The organism is Pseudomonas sp. NY15364, assembly GCF_048068235.1.
Lineage (GTDB): Bacteria > Pseudomonadota > Gammaproteobacteria > Pseudomonadales > Pseudomonadaceae > Aquipseudomonas > Aquipseudomonas mendocina_D.
In genome coordinates this window covers 14,778-32,569 of sequence record NZ_JBLUPX010000031.1, presented here as the reverse complement: position 1 = coordinate 32,569, position 17,792 = coordinate 14,778, and the positions used below count along the sequence as shown (strand labels likewise).

The 17,792-nt window shown below is 58.0% G+C and carries 25 protein-coding genes; all 25 read left to right on the top strand.

The annotated features are described in order from the left end of the window. The first annotated feature begins 33 nt into the window (after window positions 1–33). On the top strand, window positions 34–4,233 hold the full coding sequence (rpoC, locus tag ACNFCJ_RS20100; protein ID WP_416773224.1) for a DNA-directed RNA polymerase subunit beta': 4,200 nt from the start codon (window positions 34–36) through the stop codon (window positions 4,231–4,233). A 146-nt stretch (window positions 4,234–4,379) separates the two neighbouring features. After that, window positions 4,380–4,751 (top strand): 30S ribosomal protein S12, encoded by a 372-nt coding sequence (gene rpsL / locus ACNFCJ_RS20095; protein WP_003463319.1) that lies wholly within the window; start codon window positions 4,380–4,382, stop codon window positions 4,749–4,751. A gap of 104 nt (window positions 4,752–4,855) precedes the next feature. Beyond that, window positions 4,856–5,326, top strand: coding sequence for a 30S ribosomal protein S7 (gene rpsG, locus ACNFCJ_RS20090; RefSeq protein WP_003246741.1), 471 nt, complete (start codon window positions 4,856–4,858; stop codon window positions 5,324–5,326). Window positions 5,327–5,356: 30 nt separating this feature from the next. Next, window positions 5,357–7,504 carry an elongation factor G gene (fusA, locus tag ACNFCJ_RS20085; protein ID WP_416773222.1) on the top strand — a complete coding sequence of 716 codons (2,148 nt, stop codon included), beginning with the start codon at window positions 5,357–5,359 and terminating at the stop codon, window positions 7,502–7,504. Window positions 7,505–7,534: 30 nt separating this feature from the next. Next, on the top strand, window positions 7,535–8,728 hold the full coding sequence (gene tuf, locus ACNFCJ_RS20080; RefSeq protein ID WP_143504852.1) for an elongation factor Tu: 1,194 nt from the start codon (window positions 7,535–7,537) through the stop codon (window positions 8,726–8,728). Window positions 8,729–8,883: 155 nt separating this feature from the next. Beyond that, a complete protein-coding gene (rpsJ, locus tag ACNFCJ_RS20075; RefSeq protein ID WP_003243886.1) occupies window positions 8,884–9,195 on the top strand; it encodes a 30S ribosomal protein S10 in 312 nt (103 codons plus the stop codon). Window positions 9,196–9,278: 83 nt separating this feature from the next. Further along, entirely contained in the window at window positions 9,279–9,908 is a 630-nt protein-coding gene (gene rplC / locus ACNFCJ_RS20070) for a 50S ribosomal protein L3 (RefSeq protein ID WP_179574589.1), read from the top strand. 14 nt (window positions 9,909–9,922) lie between these two features. Beyond that, window positions 9,923–10,525: a 50S ribosomal protein L4 gene (rplD, locus tag ACNFCJ_RS20065; RefSeq protein ID WP_092377955.1), complete on the top strand. Its 603-nt coding sequence runs from the start codon at window positions 9,923–9,925 to the stop codon at window positions 10,523–10,525. Beyond that, the gene (gene rplW / locus ACNFCJ_RS20060; RefSeq protein ID WP_003463306.1) at window positions 10,522–10,821 is read left to right on the top strand and encodes a 50S ribosomal protein L23; all 300 of its coding nucleotides are present in this window, start codon (window positions 10,522–10,524) and stop codon (window positions 10,819–10,821) included. The genes rplD and rplW overlap by 4 nt, the downstream gene beginning before the upstream one ends. A gap of 14 nt (window positions 10,822–10,835) precedes the next feature. Next, window positions 10,836–11,660 carry a 50S ribosomal protein L2 gene (gene rplB, locus ACNFCJ_RS20055; RefSeq protein WP_003243893.1) on the top strand — a complete coding sequence of 275 codons (825 nt, stop codon included), beginning with the start codon at window positions 10,836–10,838 and terminating at the stop codon, window positions 11,658–11,660. A gap of 16 nt (window positions 11,661–11,676) precedes the next feature. Beyond that, window positions 11,677–11,952 (top strand): 30S ribosomal protein S19, encoded by a 276-nt coding sequence (gene rpsS / locus ACNFCJ_RS20050; protein WP_003243896.1) that lies wholly within the window; start codon window positions 11,677–11,679, stop codon window positions 11,950–11,952. 11 nt (window positions 11,953–11,963) lie between these two features. Continuing rightward, window positions 11,964–12,296: a 50S ribosomal protein L22 gene (rplV, locus tag ACNFCJ_RS20045; protein ID WP_003103908.1), complete on the top strand. Its 333-nt coding sequence runs from the start codon at window positions 11,964–11,966 to the stop codon at window positions 12,294–12,296. Between the two features lie 13 nt (window positions 12,297–12,309). Next, window positions 12,310–12,996 carry a 30S ribosomal protein S3 gene (gene rpsC, locus ACNFCJ_RS20040; RefSeq protein WP_003243898.1) on the top strand — a complete coding sequence of 229 codons (687 nt, stop codon included), beginning with the start codon at window positions 12,310–12,312 and terminating at the stop codon, window positions 12,994–12,996. Between the two features lie 12 nt (window positions 12,997–13,008). Further along, complete coding sequence (rplP, locus tag ACNFCJ_RS20035; RefSeq protein WP_003243901.1) at window positions 13,009–13,422, top strand: 50S ribosomal protein L16; 414 nt, start codon at window positions 13,009–13,011, stop codon at window positions 13,420–13,422. Next, window positions 13,422–13,613: a 50S ribosomal protein L29 gene (gene rpmC / locus ACNFCJ_RS20030; RefSeq protein WP_159973767.1), complete on the top strand. Its 192-nt coding sequence runs from the start codon at window positions 13,422–13,424 to the stop codon at window positions 13,611–13,613. Before rplP ends, rpmC begins: the two co-directional genes overlap by 1 nt. A gap of 2 nt (window positions 13,614–13,615) precedes the next feature. Further along, a complete protein-coding gene (gene rpsQ, locus ACNFCJ_RS20025; protein WP_061240715.1) occupies window positions 13,616–13,882 on the top strand; it encodes a 30S ribosomal protein S17 in 267 nt (88 codons plus the stop codon). Between the two features lie 23 nt (window positions 13,883–13,905). Then, window positions 13,906–14,274, top strand: a complete 369-nt coding sequence (gene rplN / locus ACNFCJ_RS20020; RefSeq protein WP_003243907.1) for a 50S ribosomal protein L14 — start codon at window positions 13,906–13,908, stop codon at window positions 14,272–14,274. An 11-nt stretch (window positions 14,275–14,285) separates the two neighbouring features. After that, on the top strand, window positions 14,286–14,600 hold the full coding sequence (gene rplX / locus ACNFCJ_RS20015; RefSeq protein ID WP_017675615.1) for a 50S ribosomal protein L24: 315 nt from the start codon (window positions 14,286–14,288) through the stop codon (window positions 14,598–14,600). Window positions 14,601–14,619: 19 nt separating this feature from the next. Then, on the top strand, window positions 14,620–15,159 hold the full coding sequence (rplE, locus tag ACNFCJ_RS20010) for a 50S ribosomal protein L5 (protein ID WP_003243911.1): 540 nt from the start codon (window positions 14,620–14,622) through the stop codon (window positions 15,157–15,159). A gap of 15 nt (window positions 15,160–15,174) precedes the next feature. Next, window positions 15,175–15,480, top strand: a complete 306-nt coding sequence (gene rpsN / locus ACNFCJ_RS20005; RefSeq protein ID WP_003463288.1) for a 30S ribosomal protein S14 — start codon at window positions 15,175–15,177, stop codon at window positions 15,478–15,480. A 323-nt stretch (window positions 15,481–15,803) separates the two neighbouring features. After that, entirely contained in the window at window positions 15,804–16,196 is a 393-nt protein-coding gene (gene rpsH / locus ACNFCJ_RS20000; RefSeq protein WP_003243915.1) for a 30S ribosomal protein S8, read from the top strand. 12 nt (window positions 16,197–16,208) lie between these two features. Further along, a complete protein-coding gene (rplF, locus tag ACNFCJ_RS19995; protein WP_017675613.1) occupies window positions 16,209–16,742 on the top strand; it encodes a 50S ribosomal protein L6 in 534 nt (177 codons plus the stop codon). 11 nt (window positions 16,743–16,753) lie between these two features. Continuing rightward, window positions 16,754–17,104, top strand: a complete 351-nt coding sequence (rplR, locus tag ACNFCJ_RS19990) for a 50S ribosomal protein L18 (protein WP_416773217.1) — start codon at window positions 16,754–16,756, stop codon at window positions 17,102–17,104. Window positions 17,105–17,107: 3 nt separating this feature from the next. Beyond that, entirely contained in the window at window positions 17,108–17,608 is a 501-nt protein-coding gene (gene rpsE, locus ACNFCJ_RS19985) for a 30S ribosomal protein S5 (protein WP_416773215.1), read from the top strand. Window positions 17,609–17,610: 2 nt separating this feature from the next. After that, window positions 17,611–17,790: a 50S ribosomal protein L30 gene (rpmD, locus tag ACNFCJ_RS19980; protein WP_003243922.1), complete on the top strand. Its 180-nt coding sequence runs from the start codon at window positions 17,611–17,613 to the stop codon at window positions 17,788–17,790. The last annotated feature ends 2 nt before the right edge of the window (window positions 17,791–17,792 follow it).

The window sequence follows — 17,792 nt, the reverse complement described above, 5'->3', positions numbered from 1 at the left end:
AGCCCGCTGCCCGCTCCGCCAGGAGGAAAGGCCTTGAAAGACCTACTGAATTTGCTGAAAAACCAGGGTCAGATCGAAGAGTTCGACGCCATCCGTATCGGATTGGCCTCGCCTGAGATGATCCGTTCGTGGTCGTTCGGTGAAGTTAAAAAGCCGGAAACCATCAACTACCGTACCTTCAAGCCAGAGCGCGACGGCCTGTTCTGCGCCAAGATCTTTGGCCCGGTCAAGGACTACGAGTGCCTGTGCGGCAAGTACAAGCGGCTCAAGCACCGCGGTGTGATCTGCGAGAAGTGCGGCGTTGAAGTGGCCCTGGCCAAGGTTCGTCGTGAGCGCATGGCGCACATCGAACTGGCCTCGCCGGTCGCCCACATCTGGTTCCTCAAGTCGCTGCCGTCCCGTATCGGCCTGCTGATGGACATGACCCTGCGTGATATCGAACGCGTGCTCTATTTCGAGAGCTACGTGGTGATCGACCCGGGCATGACCACCCTCGAGAAGGGCCAGCTGCTGAACGATGAGCAGTACTTCGAAGCCCTCGAAGAGTTCGGTGACGACTTCGACGCGCGCATGGGCGCCGAAGCCGTGCGTGAGCTGCTGCACGCCATCGACCTGGATCACGAGATCGGCCGCCTGCGTGAAGAGATTCCGCAGACCAACTCCGAGACCAAGATCAAGAAGCTGTCCAAGCGCCTGAAGCTGATGGAAGCGTTCAAGGACTCCGGCAACCTGCCGGAGTGGATGGTGCTGACCGTTCTGCCGGTTCTGCCGCCGGATCTGCGCCCGCTCGTTCCGCTCGATGGTGGCCGTTTCGCCACGTCCGACCTGAACGACTTGTATCGCCGCGTGATCAACCGTAACAACCGCCTGAAGCGCCTGCTCGATCTGTCCGCGCCGGACATCATCGTGCGCAACGAAAAGCGCATGCTGCAGGAAGCGGTCGACGCCCTGCTCGACAACGGCCGTCGCGGTCGCGCCATCACTGGCTCGAACAAGCGTCCGCTGAAGTCGCTGGCTGACATGATCAAAGGTAAGCAAGGTCGCTTCCGTCAGAACCTGCTCGGTAAGCGCGTGGACTACTCCGGTCGTTCCGTTATTACCGTAGGCCCGACCCTGCGCCTGCACCAGTGCGGTCTGCCGAAGAAGATGGCCCTCGAGCTGTTCAAGCCGTTCATTTTCGGCAAGCTGGAAATGCGTGGTCTGGCGACCACCATCAAGGCCGCCAAGAAGATGGTCGAGCGCGAGCTGCCGGAAGTGTGGGACGTTCTCGCTGAAGTGATCCGCGAACACCCCGTCCTGCTCAACCGTGCCCCGACCCTGCACCGTCTGGGTATCCAGGCGTTCGAGCCGGTACTGATCGAAGGTAAAGCGATTCAGCTGCACCCGCTGGTCTGCGCCGCGTACAACGCCGACTTCGACGGTGACCAGATGGCCGTTCACGTGCCGCTGACGCTGGAAGCCCAGCTCGAAGCGCGCGCGCTGATGATGTCGACCAACAACATCCTGTCGCCCGCCAACGGTGAGCCGATCATCGTTCCGTCGCAGGACGTTGTACTGGGTCTGTACTATATGACCCGCGAAGCCGTTAACGCCAAGGGTGAAGGTCGCGTATTCGCCGACCTGCAGGAAGTCGACCGCGTGTTCCGCGCGGGCGAAGCGTCCCTGCACGCCCGTGTGAAAGTGCGCATCAACGAAACCATCAAAGAGAAAGATGGTTCGATCACCAAGAACACCCGCATCGTCGACACCACCGTCGGCCGCGCGCTGCTGTTCCAGATCGTACCGGCTGGCCTGTCCTACGACGTGGTCAACCAGTCGATGAAAAAGAAGGCGATCTCCAAGCTGATCAACCAGTGCTACCGCACTGTGGGTCTGAAGGACACCGTCATCTTCGCTGACCAGCTGATGTACACCGGTTTCGCTTACTCGACCATCTCCGGTGTGTCGATCGGCGTGAACGACTTCGTCATCCCGGACGAGAAGGCGCGCATCATCGACGCCGCCACCGAGGAAGTGAAGGAAATCGAATCGCAGTACGCCTCCGGCCTGGTCACCCAGGGCGAGAAGTACAACAAGGTGATCGACCTCTGGTCGAAGGCCAACGATGAAGTCTCCAAGGCGATGATGGCCAACCTCTCGAAAGAGCCGGTTGTCGATCGCGAAGGCAAGACCGTCGAGCAGGAGTCCTTCAACTCCATGTACATGATGGCGGACTCCGGTGCTCGTGGTAGCGCCGCCCAGATCCGTCAGCTGGCCGGTATGCGTGGTCTGATGGCCAAGCCGGACGGCTCCATCATCGAAACGCCGATCACCGCGAACTTCCGCGAAGGTCTGTCGGTTCTGCAGTACTTCATCTCCACTCACGGTGCTCGTAAAGGTCTGGCGGATACCGCACTGAAGACCGCGAACTCCGGTTACCTGACTCGTCGTCTGGTCGACGTGGCCCAGGATCTGGTGGTGACCGAGATCGATTGCGGTACCGAGCACGGTCTGCTGATGACGCCGCACATCGAAGGTGGCGACGTGGTCGAGCCGCTGGGTGAGCGCGTACTGGGTCGAGTGATCGCCAAGGACGTGTTCAAGCCTGGCACCGAGGACGTCATCGTTCCGGCCGGCACCCTGATCGACGAGCAGTGGGTCGAGTTCATCGAGCTGAACAGCGTCGACGAAGTGGTCGTGCGTTCGCCGATCACCTGCGAAACCCGCTTCGGCATCTGCGCCAAGTGCTACGGCCGCGATCTGGCTCGTGGTCACCAGGTCAACATCGGTGAAGCAGTCGGCGTTATCGCTGCCCAGTCCATCGGTGAGCCGGGTACCCAGCTGACCATGCGTACCTTCCACATCGGTGGTGCTGCAAGCCGTACTTCGGCTGCCGACAGCGTCCAGGTGAAGAACGGTGGTGCGATCCGTCTGCACAACCTCAAGCACGTCGAGCGCGTGGACGGCAATCTGGTAGCGGTTTCCCGCTCCGGTGAGCTGGCTGTGGCTGACGAGTTCGGTCGTGAGCGTGAGCGCTACAAGCTGCCGTACGGTGCAGTGATTTCCGTGAAGGAAGGTGACAAGGTCGACGCTGGCGCCATCGTCGCCAAGTGGGACCCGCACACCCACCCGATCGTGACCGAAATGAAGGGTATCGTGACCTTCGTCGGCATGGAGGAGGGCATCACCATCAAGCGCCAGACCGACGAGCTGACCGGTCTGACCAACATCGAGGTTCTCGATCCGAAGGATCGTCCGGCTGCTGGCAAGGACATTCGTCCGGCCATCAAGATGGTCGACGCCAACGGCAAGGAACTGCTGCTGCCGGGTACCGACGTTCCCGCTCAGTACTTCCTGCCAGCCAACGCCCTGGTCGGCGTGGCTGACGGTGCGCAGATCGCGGTCGGTGACGTTATCGCCCGTATCCCGCAAGAGACCTCGAAAACTCGCGACATCACCGGTGGTCTGCCGCGCGTTGCCGACCTGTTCGAAGCCCGTCGTCCGAAGGAAGCTTCGATCCTGGCGGAAATCAGCGGCACCATTTCGTTCGGTAAAGAGACCAAGGGCAAGCGCCGTCTGGTCATCACCCCGACCGATGGCAGCGATCCGTACGAGGAGCTGATTCCGAAGTGGCGTCACCTGAACGTCTTCGAAGGCGAACAAGTGAACCGCGGCGAAGTTATCTCCGACGGCCCGAGCGATCCGCACGACATCCTGCGTCTGCTGGGTGTGAGCGCGCTGGCCAAGTACATCGTCAACGAGATCCAGGACGTTTACCGTCTGCAGGGCGTGAAGATCAACGACAAGCACATCGAGACCATCCTGCGTCAGATGCTGCGTAAGGTTGAGGTCTCCGAGTCCGGCGATTCGTCCTTCATCAAGGGCGACCAGATGGAGCTCACCCAGGTTCTGGGCGAGAACGAGCGTCTGGCTGAAGAGGACAAATTCGTCGCCAAGTACACCCGCGTACTGCTGGGTATCACCAAGGCGTCGCTGTCCACCGAGTCGTTCATCTCGGCAGCGTCCTTCCAGGAAACCACTCGCGTCCTCACCGAGGCAGCGGTTACTGGCAAGCGCGACTACCTGCGTGGTCTGAAAGAGAACGTGGTCGTGGGTCGCCTGATCCCGGCTGGTACCGGTCTGGCCTATCACAGCGAGCGCAAGCGCAAGCGTGATGCCGACAAGCCCGTACGTGTCAGCGCCAGTGAGGTGGAAGCCGCACTGACCGAAGCGCTGAACTCCAGCGGAAATTGAGTCGAAGCCTTGCTAGTTTGCTAGCGGGGCTTTGCCTTGACTGGGGGCGTGAGTCTCTTTAGACTCATGCACCCCTAAATTTGGCAGGGCGTTGTGCTCTGCCATCTTTATTTGTGAGCGTCGAAAGACAACAGTGGAGCTAGTAGATGGCAACTATCAACCAGCTGGTACGTCAGCCGCGTAAGCGTATCGTCGAGAAATCCGACGTACCTGCGCTGCAGAACTGCCCGCAACGTCGTGGCGTGTGCACTCGCGTGTACACCACTACGCCGAAAAAACCTAACTCGGCACTGCGTAAAGTATGCCGCGTGCGTCTGACCAACGGTTTCGAGGTTTCCTCGTACATCGGTGGTGAGGGCCACAACCTGCAAGAGCACAGCGTCGTGCTGATCCGTGGCGGTCGTGTAAAAGACCTTCCGGGTGTGCGCTACCACACCGTGCGTGGTTCGCTGGATACCTCCGGCGTCAAAGACCGTAAGCAAGGTCGTTCCAAATACGGTACCAAGCGTCCGAAATAAGGCCGCTTGATCCTTTTTATTTAGTTGAGTCGATAAGAGTAAGGTCGGGCGCGGCATTGGCCGTTGGTCCCGAGCTAACCTGAAGACCGTTTGAGGGCTTATCAATGCCAAGACGTCGTGTAGCAGCCAAGCGTGAGATCCTGGACGATCCGAAATACGGAAGCCAGATCCTCGCGAAATTCATGAACCACGTGATGGAAAGCGGCAAGAAGGCCGTGGCCGAGCGCATCGTTTACGGTGCTCTGGACACTGTCAAAGCACGCAAGAACAGCGATCCCCTGGAGATCTTCGAGAAAGCTCTCGACGCCATCGCTCCGCTGGTCGAAGTCAAGTCCCGCCGTGTAGGCGGTGCTACCTACCAGGTTCCGGTCGAAGTTCGTCCGTCCCGTCGTAACGCCCTGGCTATGCGCTGGCTGGTGGACTACGCGCGCAAGCGCGGCGAGAAGTCCATGGCTCTGCGTCTGGCTGGTGAGCTGCTGGATGCTGCTGAAGGCAAAGGCGCTGCTGTCAAGAAGCGTGAAGACGTGCACCGTATGGCCGAGGCCAACAAGGCTTTCTCGCACTACCGCTTCTAATCCCGGCTCCACTAACCTTGCGAGGGCTTTATGGCTCGTAATACAGCAATTAACCGCTACCGTAACATTGGTATCTGTGCCCACGTTGACGCGGGCAAGACCACCACTACCGAGCGGATCCTGTTCTACACAGGCCTGAGCCACAAGATGGGCGAGGTGCATGATGGCGCCGCGACCACCGACTGGATGGTTCAGGAGCAGGAGCGTGGTATCACCATTACTTCTGCTGCGATCACCACCTTCTGGGAAGGTTCTCGTCGTCAGTACGACAAGTACCGCGTAAACGTCATCGATACCCCCGGTCACGTTGACTTCACCATCGAAGTAGAGCGCTCGCTGCGTGTACTCGACGGCGCTGTCGTTGTGTTCTGCGGTACCTCGGGCGTTGAGCCGCAGTCCGAAACCGTATGGCGTCAGGCCAACAAGTACGGTGTTCCGCGTATCGTCTACGTGAACAAGATGGACCGTCAGGGTGCCAACTTCCTGCGCGTCGTCGGTCAGATCAAGAATCGTCTGGGTCACACCCCGGTTCCGATCCAGATCGCCATCGGTGCAGAAGAGAACTTCGAAGGTCAGGTCGATCTGATCAAGATGAAGGCCATCTACTGGAACGATGACGACAAGGGCACTACCTACCGTGAGGAAGAAATTCCTGCCGAACTGGTAGACCTGGCCAACGAATGGCGTTCGAACATGGTCGAGGCTGCTGCCGAAGCCAGCGAAGAGCTGATGAACAAGTACCTTGAAGAAGGTGACCTGTCCGTCGAAGACATCAAGGCTGGTCTGCGCGCCCGTACTCTGGCAAGCGAGATCGTTCCGGCTGTTTGCGGCTCCTCGTTCAAGAACAAGGGCGTTCCCCTGGTTCTCGATGCCGTCATCGACTTCCTGCCTGCTCCGACCGAAATTCCGGCGATCAAGGGTATTCACCCTGATCTGGCTGACAAGCCGAAAGAGCAGATGGAAGAGTCCGACTACGACGAGCGTCATGCAGACGACAACGAGCCGTTCTCGGCTCTGGCGTTCAAGATCGCTACCGACCCGTTCGTCGGTACCCTGACCTTCGTTCGTGTCTATTCCGGCGTTCTGGAGTCTGGTCAGTCGGTCATCAACTCCGTGAAGGGCAAGAAAGAGCGCGTTGGTCGTATGGTGCAGATGCACGCCAACCAGCGTGAAGAGATCAAAGAAGTACGCGCTGGTGACATCGCTGCTCTGATCGGCATGAAGGACGTCACCACTGGTGAAACCCTGTGCGATCCGGATAAGCCGATCATCCTTGAGCGTATGGACTTCCCGGAGCCGGTAATTTCGGTAGCTGTAGAGCCGAAGACCAAGGCTGACCAGGAGAAGATGGGTATCGCCCTCGGCAAGCTGGCTCAGGAAGACCCGTCTTTCCGCGTCAAGACCGATGAAGAAACCGGCCAAACCATCATCTCCGGTATGGGTGAGCTGCACCTGGACATCCTCGTTGACCGTATGAAGCGCGAGTTCAACGTCGAAGCCAACATTGGTAAGCCGCAGGTTTCCTACCGCGAAACCATCACCAAGGACAGTGTCGAGATCGAAGGCAAGTTCGTTCGTCAGTCCGGTGGTCGCGGTCAGTTCGGTCACTGCTGGATTCGCTTCTCGGCTCCGGACGTGGACGACAAGGGCAACATCACCGAAGGTCTGGTGTTTACCAACGAAGTTGTGGGTGGTGTGGTTCCGAAGGAATACATCCCGGCTATCCAGAAGGGTATCGAAGAGCAGATGAAGAACGGCGTTGTTGCCGGCTATCCGCTGATCGGCCTGAAGGCTACCGTGTTCGATGGTTCCTACCACGACGTCGACTCCAACGAGATGGCGTTCAAGATCGCTGCCTCCATGGCAACCAAGCAGCTGGCCCAGAAGGGTGGCGGCAAGGTGCTCGAGCCGATCATGAAGGTGGAAGTGGTAACTCCTGAGGACTACATGGGTGACGTGATGGGTGACCTGAACCGTCGTCGTGGTCTGATCCAGGGTATGGAAGATTCGGTATCCGGTAAGGTGATCCGTGCCGAAGTTCCGCTGGGCGAGATGTTTGGTTACGCTACCGACGTTCGTTCCATGTCCCAGGGTCGCGCCAGCTACTCCATGGAATTCTCCAAGTACGCAGAAGCTCCGTCGAACATCGTCGAAGCGCTGGTTAAAAAACAAGGCTAATCCCGCCCTTTAAGTAAGAGGTTTACTGTCGTGGCTAAGGAAAAATTCGAACGTAACAAACCGCACGTCAACGTTGGCACCATTGGTCACGTTGACCACGGTAAAACCACTCTGACCGCTGCTCTGACCCGTGTCTGCTCCGAAGTATTCGGTTCGGCTCGTGTTGACTTCGACAAGATCGACAGCGCGCCGGAAGAGAAGGCTCGTGGTATCACCATCAACACTGCGCACGTAGAGTACGATTCCACCATTCGTCACTACGCGCACGTTGACTGCCCGGGTCACGCCGACTATGTGAAGAACATGATCACCGGTGCTGCCCAGATGGACGGCGCGATCCTGGTCTGCTCCGCTGCCGACGGCCCCATGCCGCAAACCCGTGAGCACATCCTGCTGTCCCGTCAGGTTGGCGTACCGTACATCGTTGTCTTCCTGAACAAGGCTGACATGGTTGACGACGCTGAGCTGCTGGAGCTGGTCGAGATGGAAGTTCGCGACCTGCTGAGCACCTACGATTTCCCGGGTGACGACACTCCGATCATCATCGGTTCCGCGCTGATGGCGCTGAACGGCGAAGACACCAACGAGATGGGCACCACTGCCGTCAAGAAGCTGGTTGAAACGCTGGATACCTACATCCCTGAGCCGGTTCGTGCCATCGACCGTCCGTTCCTGATGCCGATCGAAGACGTATTCTCGATCTCCGGCCGCGGTACTGTTGTGACCGGTCGTGTAGAGCGCGGTATCGTCAAGATCCAGGAAGAAATCGAAATCGTTGGTCTGCGTCCGACCACCAAAACCACCTGCACCGGCGTTGAGATGTTCCGCAAGCTGCTGGACGAGGGTCGTGCTGGTGAGAACTGCGGCGTGCTGCTGCGCGGCACCAAGCGTGATGAAGTCGAGCGTGGTCAGGTTCTGGCCAAGCCGGGCACCATCAAGCCGCACACCAAGTTCGAAGCTGAAGTGTACGTTCTGTCCAAAGAAGAAGGTGGTCGTCACACCCCGTTCTTCAAAGGCTACCGTCCTCAGTTCTACTTCCGTACCACTGACGTGACCGGTTCGTGCGAACTGCCGGAAGGCGTTGAGATGGTAATGCCGGGCGACAACATCAAAATGGTTGTCACCCTGATCAAGCCGATCGCCATGGAAGACGGCCTGCGCTTCGCAATTCGCGAAGGTGGTCGTACCGTTGGTGCTGGCGTGGTTGCCAAGATCGTCGAGTAATCGCTGATCCGTTGCAAAGAAAGGGGCCCTTCGGGGCCCTTTTCTTTTGAACTGGTTAAAAGTTGACACCCCTAGGGGGCATCCGTACAATTGCGCCTCCCTTGAGCGGGCGTAGTCCGTCTGTGGGGATTAGCAGCTTGGAATCTGAGGTCAAAATGCAAAACCAACAAATCCGTATTCGGTTGAAGGCTTTTGACCATCGCCTGATCGATCAATCTACCCAGGAAATCGTGGAAACCGCGAAACGTACTGGTGCTCAGGTGCGTGGTCCGATTCCTCTGCCTACTCGTAAGGAGCGGTACACCGTTCTGATCTCTCCGCACGTCAACAAAGACGCGCGCGATCAGTACGAAATCCGCACTCATAAGCGTGTTCTGGACATCGTCCAGCCGACGGATAAAACCGTTGATGCGCTGATGAAGCTCGACCTTGCGGCAGGCGTGGAAGTGCAGATCAGCCTCGGCTAAAACCTGGCGGTTTTAGTCGTGTAACGCTCTGAAATGGGCGGCCATAGCGGGTGAAAGCCCCGTACACTCATGAGGTTTACAACATGACTATTGGTGTAGTCGGTCGTAAGTGCGGCATGACCCGCATTTTCACCGAAGAAGGTGTCTCCATTCCGGTCACGGTCATTGAGATCGAGCCGAATCGCGTCACCCAGTTCAAAAACGAGGAGTCCGATGGCTACCGTGCAGTGCAGGTCACTGTAGGTGAGCGTCGTGCCTCTCGCGTAAGCAAGGCTCAGGCCGGTCACTTCGCCAAGGCGAACGTCGCGGCAGGTCGCACCGTTCTGGAGTTCCGTCTTGAAGATGGCGACTACCAGGCTGGCGATCTGATCAACGCTGAAATTTTCCAAGCTGGTCAACTGGTGGATGTCACCGGTCAGTCCAAAGGTAAAGGCTTCGCCGGTACCATCAAGCGTTGGAACTTCCGCGGCCAAGACAATACTCACGGCAACTCCGTGTCCCACCGTGTTCCGGGCTCCATTGGCCAGTGCCAGACCCCGGGTCGCGTATTCAAGGGCAAGAAGATGTCCGGTCACCTGGGTGCCGAGCGCGTTACCGTTCAGTCCCTGGAAGTCGTACGCGTGGACGCCGAGCGTAACCTGCTGCTGGTCAAGGGTGCCGTTCCTGGCGCTACTGGCGGCGACGTTATCGTTCGTCCGGCTGTCAAGGCGTAAGGGGAGAATCTGAGATGCAATTGAATGTAAATGGCGCTCAGGCGATCGAAGTGTCCGATGCGACCTTCGGTGGCGAGTTCAACGAGACCCTGGTTCACCAAGCAGTCGTAGCCTACATGGCTGGCGGCCGTCAGGGCACCAAAGGCCAGAAGTCCCGTTCCGACGTTTCCGGTGGCGGCAAGCGCCCGTGGCGTCAGAAAGGCACCGGTCGTGCTCGTGCTGGTACCACTCGTGGTCCGATCTGGCGTGGCGGTGGTGTGACCTTCGCAGCGTCCACCCGTAACCATGATCAAAAGCTGAACAAGAAGATGTACCGCGCAGCTCTGCGCTCCATCCTTGCTGAGCTGGTTCGTACCGACCGTCTGGTCGTAGTCGAAGACTTCGCCGTTGATGCGCCGAAGACCAAGACTCTGCTGGCCAAACTCAATGGCCTGGGCCTGACCGACGTGCTGATCGTATCCGACGCTGTCGATGAGAACCTGTACCTGGCTGCCCGCAACCTGCCGCACGTTGATGTACGTGACGTTCAGGGTTCCGATCCGGTCAGCCTGATCGCGTACGAGAAGGTGCTGGTCACCGTTTCGGCCGTGAAGAAATTCGAGGAGCTGCTGGGATGAACCAGGAACGCGTATTCAAAGTGCTGCTTGGCCCGCACATCTCCGAGAAGGCCACGGTTCTGGCTGACAAACAAGGTCAGTTCGTTTTCAAGGTCGCTACCGATGCGACCAAGCTGGAAATCAAGAAGGCTGTCGAAGGCCTGTTCGGCGTGAAGGTTGAGCGCGTTACTACTCAGAACGTTCTGGGTAAGAGCAAGCGCACCGCTCGCGGTCTGGGCAAGCGTAACGACTGGAAGAAGGCAGTTATCTCCCTTCAGCCGGGCCAAGAACTCGATTTCACCAGCAGTGCTGAGTAAGGAAGGGGTGCATCATGGCAATCGTTAAATGCAAACCGACTTCCGCTGGCCGCCGTTTTGTGGTCAAGGTGGTCAATCAGGAGCTGCACAAAGGCGCTCCGTACGCTCCGCTGCTCGAGAAGAAGTCGAAGTCCGGTGGTCGTAACAACAACGGTCGTATCACTACCCGTCATATCGGTGGTGGTCACAAGCAGCACTACCGTCTGGTCGACTTCCGTCGCAACGACAAAGATGGCATCCCTGCCACTGTTGAGCGCGTGGAATACGATCCGAACCGTACTGCTCACATCGCTCTGCTGAAGTATGCCGACGGTGAGCGTCGCTACATCATCGCCCCGAAAGGCGTTGTAGCTGGCGATCAACTGGTAGCCGGCAACATGGCGCCGATCAAGCCGGGTAACAGCCTGCAACTGCGCAACATTCCGGTTGGTTCGACCGTTCACGGTATCGAGCTGAAGCCGGGCAAAGGCGCGCAGATCGCTCGTTCCGCTGGTGCTTCCGCTCAGCTGATTGCGCGTGAAGGTGCTTATGTGACTCTGCGTCTGCGCTCCGGCGAAATGCGAAAAGTCCTGGCTGAGTGCCGTGCGACCCTGGGTGAAGTCTCGAACTCCGAGCACAGCCTGCGTTCGCTGGGTAAGGCTGGTGCCAAGCGCTGGCGTGGCGTTCGTCCGACCGTTCGTGGTGTTGCCATGAACCCGGTTGATCACCCGCACGGTGGTGGTGAAGGTCGTACCTCCGGTGGTCGTCATCCGGTGTCGCCATGGGGCTTCCCGACCAAGGGCGCGAAGACCCGTGCTAACAAGCGCACCGACAACATGATCGTCCGTCGTCGCAAGTAAATAGAGGGATACGACAGTGCCACGTTCTCTGAAAAAAGGTCCTTTTATCGATCTTCACCTACTGAAGAAGGTCGAAGCGGCGGTGGAAAAGAACGATCGCAAGCCGGTTAAAACCTGGTCGCGTCGCTCCATGATCCTGCCGCAGATGGTCGGTCTGACCATCGCTGTGCATAACGGTCGTCAGCATGTCCCGGTTCTCGTGAACGAAGACATGGTCGGCCACAAACTGGGCGAATTTGCCGGCACTCGTACCTATCGTGGTCACGTTGCCGACAAGAAAGGCAAGCGTTAAGGGGTTTGGAAATGGAAGTAGCCGCTAAGTTGTCGGGCGCTCGCATCTCCGCCCAGAAAGCTCGCCTGGTCGCCGACCAGATCCGCGGGAAGAAGGTGGGCGAAGCGCTCAACCTGCTGGCTTTCAGCAGCAAGAAAGCCGCCGAGATCATGAAGAAAGTGCTGGAGTCGGCCGTTGCCAACGCCGAGCACAACGAAGGCGCGGACGTTGATGACCTGAAGGTCAGCACCGTTTTCGTCAACGAAGGGCGTTCGCTTAAGCGCATCATGCCGCGTGCCAAAGGCCGTGCTGATCGCATCGTCAAGCGGTCTTGCCATATCACTGTCAAGGTTGCGGACAAGTAACGGAGTCGATCAGATGGGTCAGAAAGTACATCCCGTTGGCATCCGCCTGGGAATCGTCAAGGATCACACTTCGGTCTGGTATGCAGATGGTCGCAATTATGCCGACTACCTGAACGCCGACCTGAAGGTTCGTGCATACCTGCAAGACAAACTAAAAAGCGCGTCCGTTAGCCGTATCGACATCGCTCGTCCGGCTCAAACCGCACGCATCACCATCCACACCGCTCGTCCCGGCATCGTGATCGGCAAGAAAGGTGAAGATGTTGAGAAGCTGCGTCAGGACCTGACCAAGCAAATGGGTGTGCCGGTGCACATCAACATCGAAGAGATCCGCAAGCCGGAGCTCGACGGTATGCTGGTTGCGCAGAGCGTAGCTCAGCAGCTGGAGCGTCGCGTTATGTTCCGTCGCGCCATGAAGCGCGCTGTACAGAACGCCATGCGCATTGGTGCCAAGGGCATCAAGATCCAGGTGAGCGGTCGTCTTGGCGGCGCTGAAATTGCCCGTACCGAGTGGTATCGCGAGGGTCGTGTGCCTCTGCACACCCTGCGTGCCGATATCGATTACGCCACCTACGAAGCGCACACCACTTACGGTGTGATCGGCGTCAAGGTTTGGATCTTCAAGGGTGAGGTCATTGGTGGCCGCACTGAAGAGCTGAAGCCGCAAGCGCCCGCTCCTCGTAAAGCTGCTAAGAAATAAGGAGTACGCATCATGTTGCAACCAAAGCGTACGAAGTTCCGCAAGCAGATGACCGGCCACAACCGTGGTCTGGCTCAGCGCGGTAGCAAGGTCAGCTTCGGCGAATTCGCGCTGAAGTCTGTCGCCCGCGGTCGTCTCACCGCTCGTCAGATCGAGTCCGCTCGTCGTGCTCTGACTCGTCACGTTAAGCGTGGCGGCAAGATCTGGATCCGCGTCTTCCCGGACAAGCCGGTTACCAAGAAGCCTCTTGAAGTGCGTATGGGTAAAGGTAAGGGTGGCGTTGAATACTGGGTAGCCCAGATCCAGCCAGGCAAGGTCCTGTACGAGATCGAAGGCGTATCCGAAGAGCTGGCGCGCGAGGCATTCGCCCTGGCTGCTGCAAAGCTGCCGCTCGCCACCACCTTTGTTAAGCGGACGGTGATGTGATGAAAGCGACCGAACTTCGTGAAAAAAGCGCACAACAGCTGAACGAGCAACTGCTCGGGCTGCTGCGCGACCAGTTCAATCTGCGTATGCAGAAGGCGACTGGCCAGCTGGGGCAGTCTCACCTGCTCTCGCAAGTGAAGCGCGACATCGCTCGCGTCAAGACTGTCCTCAGCCAGCAGGCAGGTAAGTGATCATGGCCGAAGTTGAAAAAACAGTCCGTACGCTGACCGGCCGTGTTGTCAGCGACAAGATGGACAAGACCATCACCGTTCTGATCGAGCGCCGCGTTAAGCACCCGATCTACGGTAAATACGTCAAGCGTTCGACCAAACTGCACGCTCACGACGAAACCAACCAGTGCAAGATCGGCGACAAGGTTTCCATCCGTGAAACCCGTCCGCAGTCCAAGACCAAGTCCTGGGCTCTGGTTGAAGTCGTTGAACGCGCCGTTGAAGTCTAAGGGCTAGGGGTCGGAGAAATTTTATGATTCAGACTCAATCCATGCTCGATGTGGCTGACAACAGTGGTGCACGTCGCGTTATGTGCATCAAGGTGCTGGGCGGCTCGCATCGTCGCTACGCCGGCATCGGCGACATCATCAAGGTCACCGTTAAGGAAGCAATTCCGCGCGGCAAAGTGAAGAAAGGTCAGGTCATGACCGCAGTGGTCGTTCGTACCCGTCACGGCGTTCGCCGTGCCGACGGTTCGATCATCCGCTTCGACGGCAACGCTGCTGTTCTGCTGAACAACAAGCAAGAGCCGATCGGTACCCGTATCTTCGGGCCAGTGACCCGTGAACTGCGTTCCGAGAAGTTCATGAAGATCGTCTCGCTCGCCCCTGAAGTGCTTTAAGGAGATCCGACATGCAAAAGATTCGTCGTGACGACGAGATCATCGTGATCGCCGGTAAAGACAAAGGTAAGCGCGGTAAGGTGCTCAAGGTTCTCGCTGACGACCGTCTGGTCGTCGGTGGTATCAACCTGGTGAAGCGTCATACCAAGCCGAACCCGATGTCGGGCGTTCAAGGCGGTATCGTCGAGAAAGAAGCGCCTCTGCACGCTTCCAACGTTGCCATCTTCAACTCTGAAACCAACAAGGCTGACCGCGTTGGCTTCAAGACCGAAGACGGCAAGAAAATTCGTGTCTTCAAGTCCACCCAGAAGCCGGTTGGCGCTTGAGAATCCGTAGGTAAATACCATGGCACGACTGAAAGAGATTTACCGGAAGGAAATCGCGCCCAAGCTGAAGGAAGAACTGAAGCTGGCCAACGTGATGGAAGTTCCGCGCATCACCAAGATCACCCTGAACATGGGCCTGGGCGAAGCGATCGGTGACAAGAAAGTCATCGAGAACGCTGTTGCCGACCTCGAGAAGATCACCGGTCAGAAAGTCGTTGTGACTCATGCCCGCAAGTCGATCGCTGGTTTCAAGGTTCGTGAAGGTTGGCCGATTGGCGTCAAGGTCACTCTGCGTCGCGAGCGTATGTACGAGTTCCTGGATCGTCTGCTGTCCATCTCCCTGCCGCGTGTGCGTGACTTCCGCGGCCTGAATGCCAAGTCCTTCGATGGCCGTGGCAACTACAGCATGGGCGTGAAAGAGCAGATCATCTTCCCGGAAATCGATTACGACAAAATCGATGCGCTGCGTGGTCTGGACATCACCCTGACTACCACTGCCCGTAACGATGATGAAGGCCGCGCTCTGCTGCGTGCTTTCAACTTCCCGTTCCGCAACTGATCGGAGTCCTGGACAATGGCCAAGACAAGCATGAAGAACCGCGAGCTGAAGCGTCAGCAAACGGTTGCCAAGTACGCCAAGAAGCGTGCCGAGCTGAAAGCTACCATCGCTAATCCGAACACCAGTCCGGAAGCGCGTTGGGAAGCCCAGGTCGCTCTGCAGAAGCAACCACGTGACGCCAGCGCTTCGCGCCTGCGTAACCGTTGCCGCATCACCGGCCGTCCGCACGGCGTTTATCGCAAGTTCGGTCTGTCGCGTAACAAGCTGCGCGAAGCCGCCATGCGCGGTGACGTACCAGGCCTGGTGAAAGCCAGCTGGTAAGGCGTAGTAAAAAAGCGAAGCCGGCCTAGTGCCGGCTTTGTCTTTATGGCGGTCTGCTGCGCGTCGGCCATGCCGCGTTGCAAGTAGGTTCGGATTGCTCATTTACTACAGTAAACTCCGCATCCTCACCTCCTTGCGCCTTGCCTGGCTCTAGCTCGCAAGACTACCAGCAGAATAATGAATCAAGCCCCTTTTGGGGCTTGCTTCATTTTTGATCGGTCTCTAGAATGTCCGGCTCTCCTGAGCCTGGCGTTTCCATGCCGAGCTTTTGGATGATCCCACAGCCCTCGGGCTGTTCTTTTTGTATCAGGAGCGTCTAGCCCATGAGTATGCAGGACCCGTTAGCGGACATGCTAACTCGTATCCGTAATGCCCAGATGGCTGAAAAGTCCGTCGTAAGCATGCCTTCTTCCACTCTGAAGGTAGCCGTAGCCAAAGTTCTCAAAGACGAAGGTTACATTGCGGGTTATGAAGTCAATGGTGAAGCCAAGCCACAACTGTCCATCGAGCTGAAGTACTTCGAAGGCCGTCCGGTCATCGAGGAAGTCAAGCGCGTGAGCCGTCCTGGCCTTCGTCAGTACAAATCCGTCGATGACCTGCCGAAGGTTCGCGGCGGTCTCGGTGTTTCCATCGTCTCCACCAACAAAGGTGTGATGACGGATCGCGCTGCGCGCGCTGCCGGTGTCGGCGGCGAAGTGCTCTGCACCGTGTTCTAAGGGGGGATAAGCATGTCTCGCGTTGCTAAGAACCCCGTAGTGCTGCCAGCTGGTGTCGAGATCAAACTCGCCGGTCAGCAGCTCTCGGTCAAGGGTGCCAAGGGCGCTCTGGAACTGAATGTTCACTCGTCCGTTGAAGTGATCCAGGAAGGTAGCGAACTGCGTTTCGCCGCTCGTAATGGCGACCAGCAGAACCGCGCTATGGCCGGTACTACTCGCGCCCTGGTGAACAACATGGTCATCGGTGTCAGCCAAGGCTTCGAGCGTAAGCTGCAGCTGGTCGGCGTGGGCTACAAAGCTCAAGCCAAGGGCCAGGTGCTGAACCTCGCACTGGGCTTCTCCCACCCGATCGACTACGAACTGCCGGAAGGCGTCGTGGCTGAAACCCCGAACCAGACCGAAATCCTGATCAAGGGTATCGACAAGCAACTGGTGGGTCAGGTGGCTGCGGAAATCCGTGACTTCCGTCGTCCTGAGCCCTACAAGGGCAAAGGCGTTCGTTACGCGGATGAAGTTGTCCGTCGTAAAGAAGCCAAGAAGAAGTAAGGGGCTGAAAAATGACCGACAAAAAAGTTACTCGTCTGCGTCGCGCTCGCAAAGCACGCCTGAAAATGCACGAGCTCGAAGCCGTGCGTCTGTGCGTGCACCGCTCTTCGCAGCACATCTACGCCCAGGTCATCTCGGCCGACGGCAGCAAGGTTCTGGCCAGCGCCTCTACCTTGGACAAAGCACTGCGTGATGGCGCCACCGGCAACGTCGACGCAGCCAAGAAAGTTGGTGCGCTGGTTGCTGAGCGTGCGAAAGCCGCTGGTGTGACCCAGGTGGCATTCGACCGTTCTGGCTTCAAGTACCACGGCCGCGTGAAGGCGCTGGCTGATGCTGCTCGTGAAGGCGGGCTGGAGTTCTAAGTTATGGCAAATAACGACCAAAAGCGCGACGAAGGCTACATCGAGAAGCTGGTTCAGGTTAACCGCGTTGCCAAGACCGTAAAGGGTGGCCGTATCTTCACTTTCACCGCGCTGACCGTGGTGGGTGATGGTAAGGGTCGCGTCGGTTTCGGCCGTGGCAAATCCCGCGAAGTTCCAGCTGCTATCCAGAAAGCGATGGAAGCTGCTCGTCGTAACATGATCCAAGTTGATCTGAACGGCACCACTCTGCAGTACCCGATCAAGTCCGCTCATGGCGCCTCCAAGGTGTACATGCAGCCGGCGTCCGAAGGTACCGGTATCATCGCCGGCGGCGCCATGCGTGCCGTTCTGGAAGTGGCTGGTGTGCAGAACGTTCTGGCCAAGTGCTACGGCTCGACCAACCCGGTGAACGTGGTTCATGCCACCTTCAAGGGTCTGAAGACCATGCAGTCTCCAGCATCCGTTGCAGCCAAGCGTGGCAAGAGCGTCGAGGAGATTCTCTAACCATGGCTAATACCGTCAAAGTGACTCTGATCAAGAGCACCAATGGCCGTCTGGCCAATCACAAAGCTTGCGTCAAGGGCCTGGGCCTGCGTCGCATCGGTCACACCGTAGAGGTTCTGGATACTCCGGAAAACCGCGGCATGATCAACAAGGCTTACTACCTGCTGAAGGTGGAGGGTTAATC

What these genes read in the sequence shown, in the direction of transcription:
- rpsL (WP_003463319.1), top strand. Translation starts at nt 4,380, where the DNA reads ATGGCAACTATCAACCAGCTGGTACGTCAGCCGCGTAAGCGTATCGTC.
- rpsG (WP_003246741.1), top strand. Translation starts at nt 4,856, where the DNA reads ATGCCAAGACGTCGTGTAGCAGCCAAGCGTGAGATCCTGGACGATCCG.
- fusA (WP_416773222.1), top strand. Translation starts at nt 5,357, where the DNA reads ATGGCTCGTAATACAGCAATTAACCGCTACCGTAACATTGGTATCTGT.
- rpsJ (WP_003243886.1), top strand. Translation starts at nt 8,884, where the DNA reads ATGCAAAACCAACAAATCCGTATTCGGTTGAAGGCTTTTGACCATCGC.
- rplC (WP_179574589.1), top strand. Translation starts at nt 9,279, where the DNA reads ATGACTATTGGTGTAGTCGGTCGTAAGTGCGGCATGACCCGCATTTTC.
- rplD (WP_092377955.1), top strand. Translation starts at nt 9,923, where the DNA reads ATGCAATTGAATGTAAATGGCGCTCAGGCGATCGAAGTGTCCGATGCG.
- rplW (WP_003463306.1), top strand. Translation starts at nt 10,522, where the DNA reads ATGAACCAGGAACGCGTATTCAAAGTGCTGCTTGGCCCGCACATCTCC.
- rplB (WP_003243893.1), top strand. Translation starts at nt 10,836, where the DNA reads ATGGCAATCGTTAAATGCAAACCGACTTCCGCTGGCCGCCGTTTTGTG.
- rplV (WP_003103908.1), top strand. Translation starts at nt 11,964, where the DNA reads ATGGAAGTAGCCGCTAAGTTGTCGGGCGCTCGCATCTCCGCCCAGAAA.
- rpsC (WP_003243898.1), top strand. Translation starts at nt 12,310, where the DNA reads ATGGGTCAGAAAGTACATCCCGTTGGCATCCGCCTGGGAATCGTCAAG.
- rplP (WP_003243901.1), top strand. Translation starts at nt 13,009, where the DNA reads ATGTTGCAACCAAAGCGTACGAAGTTCCGCAAGCAGATGACCGGCCAC.
- rpmC (WP_159973767.1), top strand. Translation starts at nt 13,422, where the DNA reads ATGAAAGCGACCGAACTTCGTGAAAAAAGCGCACAACAGCTGAACGAG.
- rpsQ (WP_061240715.1), top strand. Translation starts at nt 13,616, where the DNA reads ATGGCCGAAGTTGAAAAAACAGTCCGTACGCTGACCGGCCGTGTTGTC.
- rplN (WP_003243907.1), top strand. Translation starts at nt 13,906, where the DNA reads ATGATTCAGACTCAATCCATGCTCGATGTGGCTGACAACAGTGGTGCA.
- rplX (WP_017675615.1), top strand. Translation starts at nt 14,286, where the DNA reads ATGCAAAAGATTCGTCGTGACGACGAGATCATCGTGATCGCCGGTAAA.
- rplE (WP_003243911.1), top strand. Translation starts at nt 14,620, where the DNA reads ATGGCACGACTGAAAGAGATTTACCGGAAGGAAATCGCGCCCAAGCTG.
- rpsN (WP_003463288.1), top strand. Translation starts at nt 15,175, where the DNA reads ATGGCCAAGACAAGCATGAAGAACCGCGAGCTGAAGCGTCAGCAAACG.
- rpsH (WP_003243915.1), top strand. Translation starts at nt 15,804, where the DNA reads ATGAGTATGCAGGACCCGTTAGCGGACATGCTAACTCGTATCCGTAAT.
- rplF (WP_017675613.1), top strand. Translation starts at nt 16,209, where the DNA reads ATGTCTCGCGTTGCTAAGAACCCCGTAGTGCTGCCAGCTGGTGTCGAG.
- rplR (WP_416773217.1), top strand. Translation starts at nt 16,754, where the DNA reads ATGACCGACAAAAAAGTTACTCGTCTGCGTCGCGCTCGCAAAGCACGC.
- rpsE (WP_416773215.1), top strand. Translation starts at nt 17,108, where the DNA reads ATGGCAAATAACGACCAAAAGCGCGACGAAGGCTACATCGAGAAGCTG.
- rpmD (WP_003243922.1), top strand. Translation starts at nt 17,611, where the DNA reads ATGGCTAATACCGTCAAAGTGACTCTGATCAAGAGCACCAATGGCCGT.